The organism is Methanobrevibacter filiformis (genome assembly GCF_001639265.1).
Classification (GTDB): Archaea; Methanobacteriota; Methanobacteria; order Methanobacteriales; family Methanobacteriaceae; genus Methanacia; species Methanacia filiformis.
In genome coordinates, this window is record NZ_LWMT01000034.1 from 1 (window position 1) to 7020 (window position 7020).

Below are 7020 nucleotides of genomic sequence, written 5' to 3' on the forward strand. Positions count from 1 at the left end.
TTTCTTTTTTAACCATCTTTTTTAAACAAACATCCTCCTCATCATCAAGCTCTACTCTTCTCTGTTTCATATAGTATAATATGAATATCATCATATATAAATATTTTAAAATTAAGTTGTCATGACAGTAGCATGAATTGATAAGTTATATTTTTAAATTCAATAATATAATATAATAATACATATTTAGAAAAATATATTATCATAATTAGTGTCAAAAACTTAGTTCCTAAGAATTTTAGTATTATTTTAACAATAAATATTGCCTCATTATCTAATAATATATATAATATGTTTAATGCAACAATTGAAAGAGAGTTTTAAACAACAATTTTCAATTTATATCTTGAGTTAACTGTAAATAGTGAAATCTATCTAAAGTAAAGAATTTTATAAATTAATTCAAACTTATAGGTAGAATTGGTAGTAATATTAGTTTATTAAGAAGTAAGTATTTGGTACAATTATTACTAGGTCATATAAATCAAATAAAAGTAATAAAAAATTTGACAATCCATAATTTATTGAATCTACAATGAAGCTGCATTACTAATTTTAGAGGTTTCAAACTTATTTATTATATAATCAGTAGTTCGTAAAGTGTTTTTGTATTTTTATCTTTTATGTGTCTTTTGTTTTTATCTTTTGGGTTTTGTTCTTTTTTTATCGATTGTTTTTTTCATGTTATGTTAGAATCTGTTGTGGTTTTGTTTGAATTGGTTTTTGTTTGTTTGATTTTCAGGATTTTTTATGTATATTTTCAGAATTTTTCCGTGAGGATTGTTGTTTTTAGATTGTTATTTTGTTGTGGAATCCTAGTTTTTCTTCGGTTGTTCGGTTGATTTGTTTTAGCATGGTTTTGAATGTCCAAGTTACTTTTTGGCGTCCGCCTTGTCGTGGTGTGCTGAGGTGTGTCCATTGGATGTAGATCCAGATGTTGATTAGTAGAAGACCTAATCCTATATATAGTAGTCTTAATACTGGTTTTTTTGTGGTGGTATGTGTTCGTGCTTGGTTCATTAGTCTGTAACTGGATTCTATTCCAAAGCGTTTTCTATACTCTTTAAATGTGTTTTTAATTGGTAAATCCATGTTGTATACTGCGTATGCGAAGTATTTCACTCCATTTTCTTTATATTTGCCTTTAGAATATTTAACAACTACATTAACTTGGAAAGTGGCTTCATTTCCTTTTGATCGCATGGTGTAGTTAGTGGAGTAGCTTTTTTTACCAGTTAATAGTTTTCGTATTCCTCCACTGGGTCCTCTCTTCACACAAGGTATGATAAAAGGGATTTTTCTATTTTGAAGATAATTTATTATTTCTATAGTGTAAAATTCTCTATCAAGGAAAAGTTCTTTAATTTTAAACCCATTGGTTGTGATTTCATTTATTAGAAAGTCTACAGTGTCTTTTAAAGTTTCTCCTTTTCTGATATATTTCATAGCTAGAGTATAGCATTTATTTCTTAGTATTATGTATATGGAGGCATAAGCATAAAATCGACTAGTTCCTTGTTTAGGTTTAGTTTTAATGGTGTCTCCACTGTTTTCTTCTTTACCATAGTATGGGATGTTGACGAAATCAATAGCAAATTGATTAAATTTGTTATGTACAGTTTTAAAACCATGAATCTTCAAACTTTTATTTAAATTCTGATGAAGCATATCTAAATTGAGATCACGAAGACGATATCTAATAGTTCCTTCTGAAGGAGCATCAATACAAGTATTACTAACATTACTAATACTAGTTCGAGAGACACCAGCATTAAGAAGATGGTGAATAATCGTTTTATCATTATACACAACATTAGAAGAAGACTTCAACCCCAACATATCTCTAATCACATTCACCGAAAAATTTAATACATCATCATTCAATAATACCTTACGTGGTGTGCTATTTTTTTGTTTCATACTCTTAATAATACACACCACACAATATAATACTTTACTTTACGAAGTACTGATAATTGCAATCTTTGTATGGAAAATATTTCAGTTTAAATACTATAAACAAGAACACCTGCACATGATTAATTATATGCTACTTTTTAAAAAAATGATTAAATGTGACGTTTATGAGAAAAAAAACGATATTAATTCTATTAATAACCATTTGTATTGCTTTTGCTATGATTAGTTCAGCATCAGCAGTTGATGTTGGGAAAGTTAACGTTAAATCTTTTGGTTCATACACTGTTAATTTAACTAATGCTCCAGATGCTGTTAAAAAACCTACAAGTTATGGGAGATCAGTAAAATTTGTCTCTAGTAAATCACAGGAAACTGTAAAAAATACTTATAATACTAGAAACCTAAAAGGCGTTAATGCGAGATATACCTTCAAGACTACATATTTCTTACCTTCAGTTTGGAAGAAAGGAAAATCATTAGGTACTGTTGAATCATCTGCTATAAAAGGAAATTATTTATATACTCTTGTATTAGTCAAGCATAATAGTAATAAAGGATTTATAGTACGTTACAATATGAAAATATTAAATAAAGAAGGTCTTAATAAATCAGGAGATAGTGCTAAAAACTTACGTAGAATTGGTATGCTCTACAAAAATGGTAACACAAAATTAAGTGCAAAATTAACTAGAATTGCTAAGGCAGTTAAAGTAGGTCCTACTTTCACTACAGGACATGGACAATCTTTAAGTCTTAATCCGAAAGATGGTAATTTGTACATGTGGCAGGACACTGGTAGCTCTGATAATTTAAAAATCTTAAAAATTGATCCAAATAAAATAAAACCAGTGAAATCCTATTCATTTAAAATGTGGAACACTGGTAGTAACTCATATGTTAGAGGAGTTCATGATTTAGCATTTGATAAGGATGGTAATTTTTATGTCGAAATAGTTTATGGAGCATCCAAAAACCTACCTACAGGTGCTATTAAAATATATCAAGGAACAATAACAGGAAATAAAATTACAGGTAAACAAGCACCATCTGTGATAAGCAGAGGTCCAGGAGCTTATAAAAAATCGGTTGGACAAGGAATTGGTATAAACCCAGTTACTAATAGGTTATTTATACTTACTGACGGTGCATTTTATAGTATGCCAATTAATAAATTAATGGACGGAACTCTAACTAAAGAAGATATGGGATATACAATATTAGGTACTGTACGTGAATTTGAATCAATCACATTTGATAGCAAGGGAACTGCCTATTTATTTGTACTTCGCGGTTCTGAAATACTGCAATCCAAAGACCCCTATGTAGGAATTACATCTTAGAAAATTAGTTCATTGGAAAAGGTTAGACTGGAGATTTCTAAAAATCTCTAAGCCTTTCTTCATATATTGATTGTATCAAAAAGTTATTTCTTGAGATATTATGTAATAAAATCAATGTTTAAATATATATTAAATGTTTACTTCTATTCTATCTGTTTTTTATTGGTGCGATTAGGAAATTTCTGTCCCTCATTCTCCTAAGAACGGTTCATGTTATTTCCTGAAATCATTAGATATTGTGTTAACTATTTTTAAAAAAGATTCATAGTCATTTTCCATAGCACAATAAATAATACGTAACCTTGTTTTATTAACTAATTTAGGATATAAATAGTTACCATATTTGTTGCAGAATCCTTGTATAAGCTCAAAAACTTCTTTCTTTTCTTTTGCTGTGAAAAATTTGAATTTCCTAACATATAATATCATGTCATGATTCACAAAAAAAGCGAAAATATCTGGTTTTTTATATTCAGGCAAATGATCCCAAAGCATGACAATAGATTTTATTCTTTCTTTAAAATTTTCAGGAGTTAAAGAAGTTGTTATAGAGGAATTATTTTCTCTAACATTCCATATATATACTATTTGGTCTAAAATTCCTATGTTTTCAGTTCTTGTGTATAATTTTGTAGTAAATAATTTATCTTCATATAAAACATTTTCAAACAATAGGTTGTTTTCTACTAGATAATCTTTTCTATAAAGTTTATTAGTGCTCAGTGTATCTTTATATAAGCTTAATCTTGATTTAATATTATCAATGCGCTTTTCATTGTATATTGAAGGTAACCACAGTGTTTCATCATTCGTGATCATATTATGCCTTTTTGTTATTCCAGATACCACATTTAAGTTCTTGTCCTTAGCAAAAGTTACTAAATCATTTAATGAATTTTTAGTTATTTTATCATCTGAATCTAAGAAAAATAAATATTCCCCATTTGCATTTTCTATACCACAATTTCTGGTTAATCCAAGTCCCGAATGTTCTTTATAATAATATTTAATTTTAAAGCTGTTAAATCCATCAATTATGTCTTTTACTCTGTTTTTAGATCCATCATCTACTACAACAATTTCAATATCTTTAAGTTTTTGTCTTAAAACTGACTGTACTGCATCTTTAATAGTTGCAGTAGAATTATAACAAGGTATTATAACTGAAACTATAGGTTTTTTCCCCTGTAATTCATATATGCTACTTTTTAATTTTTTAGTAAGTTTTGGTAGCTTTTTATTTAAATAGTTAATAGTTTTTTGTCTTCTGTTATTATTTCTTTTACTGTGTGTTTTTGTAATTTTAGTTTTTCCTTTAGTTTTTGATTTTAAATTAGATTTTTTATTTTTAGATGTTTTTATTTTATTTTTTGGATTTATTCCCTCTTCATCTTCGATTTGTGAGAATATATTGTTCCATTCTTTAAATATCTTTTCATTATCAAATTTTTCTATTTGTTTTTTAATATCTTCTTCTTTGATTCCATTTATTTTTTTCATTTTTTCAATGAAACTTGGATAATCATAGAGATCTACTAAAAATCCCGTTTTATTATCTTCAACCAGATCTAAAGTTATAGTAAATGAGTTAAATAGTATTACAGACCTGCCAAATGAATAAGCTTCAAGTATTACTGATCCAAAACCTCCAGTTTCAGATACTGAAATTAAAGCACAATTATTTTTAAATATCTTTCCTTTATTTTCTTCATACCCTCTTAAAAAAAGAATATTTTCAAGATTATTATACTTTATCTCTTTTTCTATTTTACCTGATAATTCTCCTGTACCATATATATTAATTTTAAAGTCTAAATTTTCTCTTTTAATCTCTTTTCCTATGTTAATTAAATCCATTGAATTTTTATCCTTCGATAATCTTCCAATATATGCAAAATTGTTTTTAGAAGCCTGTTCTGAAGGAGTATGATTCAATTCAACTGAATTATTTATATTTGTTAATTTTTTCTGAATATTATCATTTAAATGAGGCTTTAAAAGATTTTCCTGTTTTTTAGATAATACTATTAATTTTTTGTAGCTGTGAAGTTCGTAACTATTTAAAGAATTTAAGCACCATGTAGAAATATTATTAGATATAAACTCTTTAACATCTCCATGAACCATCAATATGGAATTTTTATCTTTCAAAAACTTTTGAAAATGTGAATGTGCATTAAATTGCATTGAAATAACATAACCATTAGTATTTCGTAAAATTGTTTTGCACATACCAGGATTTGTTTGAGAAGACCATGTAAAATCCACATATTCTGATTCAAATAATTTAATGAAGTTCTTATCATAAGCAAATTCTTTAATAGCTATTACAAAAATTTTTGAATTATATGCATTCTTGTAATATTTTGCCATGTTCGTTACAAAAGAATGGACTCCCCCAATTTGATTCAATTCATTAATCAAAAATATTATCTCTTTAAATCTTCGTGGACTATCATCAAAATCTAAAGCTTTAACTATTTTTTCTGTAGAGTTTCCATTTTCATAAGGATAAAAAAACTCTCTCAGTTTAGAGTTATCATTTTCAAGTTCCCCTCCCACTAAATTGTACAACTCTTTTTCTGTCTGAACTATCTGTTTTTTTGGTATAAAATCTTCAAAATCAAAATATGTTCCCATATTTTTAAGATATTCCTCTTTATCGTGCTGAAAAAGAATTATAGGTTTATTTAAGACAGAATAATCTAATATTAATGAAGAATAATCACTAATTAATATATCTGATATTAACATCAAGTCAAGAACTTCAGGATAGTTAGTATAATCTACTATGTTACAGTTGAAAGTATTTTGATCTAACCAGGAAAGATAATGCAATTTAATAATTAAAATAAACTCCTCAGAATTAGGTAAAGATTCAATTAGTTTCATTGGATCAAAAGGTAATGAAAATTTTCCTTTTTCACGATATGTAGGAGCATATAATATAATTTTCTTATCTAAAGGAATTCCTAGCTCATATTTTATATTTAATGTTTTTCCCTCATTTGCAAATAGTTTATCTATTTTAGCAGACCCTAATTCTTTAATCTCTCCAAAATATAGCATTGCGTTTCTTAAAAAAGTTTCACTGTAATATGGAGACATTGAAATCATTATATCATAAGCTTCACTATACTTAATCCCATCATTTAATGATTTTTCATCAAAATCTGCAAACATTTTTTTGTAAGGTATTCCATGCCATACAGAGACCCATTTAGTTTTTGAAGATCCTTTAAAGCCAGAATTCATAGATCCAGCATCAATAACATAGTCAGAGGTATGTTTCAAATATCTTCCATAACTTGTCCCATTCTTCACTAAGTTATAACCATCTTTTTCAATAGTTAATGAATCTAATTCATTTAATAAGACATTTATTTCAAATTTATGTTTATATACAGATATATATCTTTCAATATCTTCTAATGCCCTTTTATTATATGCAGTTGGAACTAACAATATTTTTTTAAGTTCTGACATTTATAATCACCATTATAAACTGGTTTAATAGAATATATATATATATATATATATATCCTATTATCATATAAGAATATCCAATATCCTATCTATTTGAATGAATAAGTTAGGCAATATACAAACTTACAGGAGATTTATATTTTTATATATAGGGGATGTCCCATAATTCTATAAGTCGTTGAAAATCTATTTAATTAATTTTTAAGCGTTTTAACTAAATATATAGTAAAACAAAGTTATTTTAATCATTTTTAAATATAATATGTTTTCATGA

3 protein-coding genes are annotated in these 7020 nt (G+C 26.7%); 1 reads left to right on the plus strand and 2 read right to left on the minus strand.

Features of this window, described 5'->3' with window-relative positions; genetic code table 11:
* Positions 1 to 789: 789 nt before the first annotated feature.
* Positions 790 to 1920 (minus strand): ISH3 family transposase, encoded by a 1131-nt coding sequence (locus tag MBFIL_RS01310; RefSeq protein WP_066970717.1) that lies wholly within the window; start codon positions 1918 to 1920, stop codon positions 790 to 792.
* Positions 1921 to 2084: 164 nt separating this feature from the next.
* Here MBFIL_RS01310 and MBFIL_RS01315 point away from each other — a divergent pair, with 164 nt between their 5' ends.
* On the plus strand, positions 2085 to 3260 hold the full coding sequence (locus tag MBFIL_RS01315; protein ID WP_066970719.1) for a hypothetical protein: 1176 nt from the start codon (positions 2085 to 2087) through the stop codon (positions 3258 to 3260).
* 213 nt (positions 3261 to 3473) lie between these two features.
* Here the strand turns inward: MBFIL_RS01315 and MBFIL_RS10055 are convergent, their stop codons facing one another.
* A complete protein-coding gene (locus tag MBFIL_RS10055; RefSeq protein WP_084266254.1) occupies positions 3474 to 6746 on the minus strand; it encodes a CDP-glycerol glycerophosphotransferase family protein in 3273 nt (1090 codons plus the stop codon).
* Positions 6747 to 7020 lie beyond the last annotated feature (274 nt).

Coding starts and splice junctions, on each gene's coding strand:
- MBFIL_RS01310 (WP_066970717.1), bottom strand. CDS start 1,920: ATGAAACAAAAAAATAGCACACCACGTAAGGTATTATTGAATGATGAT.
- MBFIL_RS01315 (WP_066970719.1), top strand. CDS start 2,085: ATGAGAAAAAAAACGATATTAATTCTATTAATAACCATTTGTATTGCT.
- MBFIL_RS10055 (WP_084266254.1), bottom strand. CDS start 6,746: ATGTCAGAACTTAAAAAAATATTGTTAGTTCCAACTGCATATAATAAA.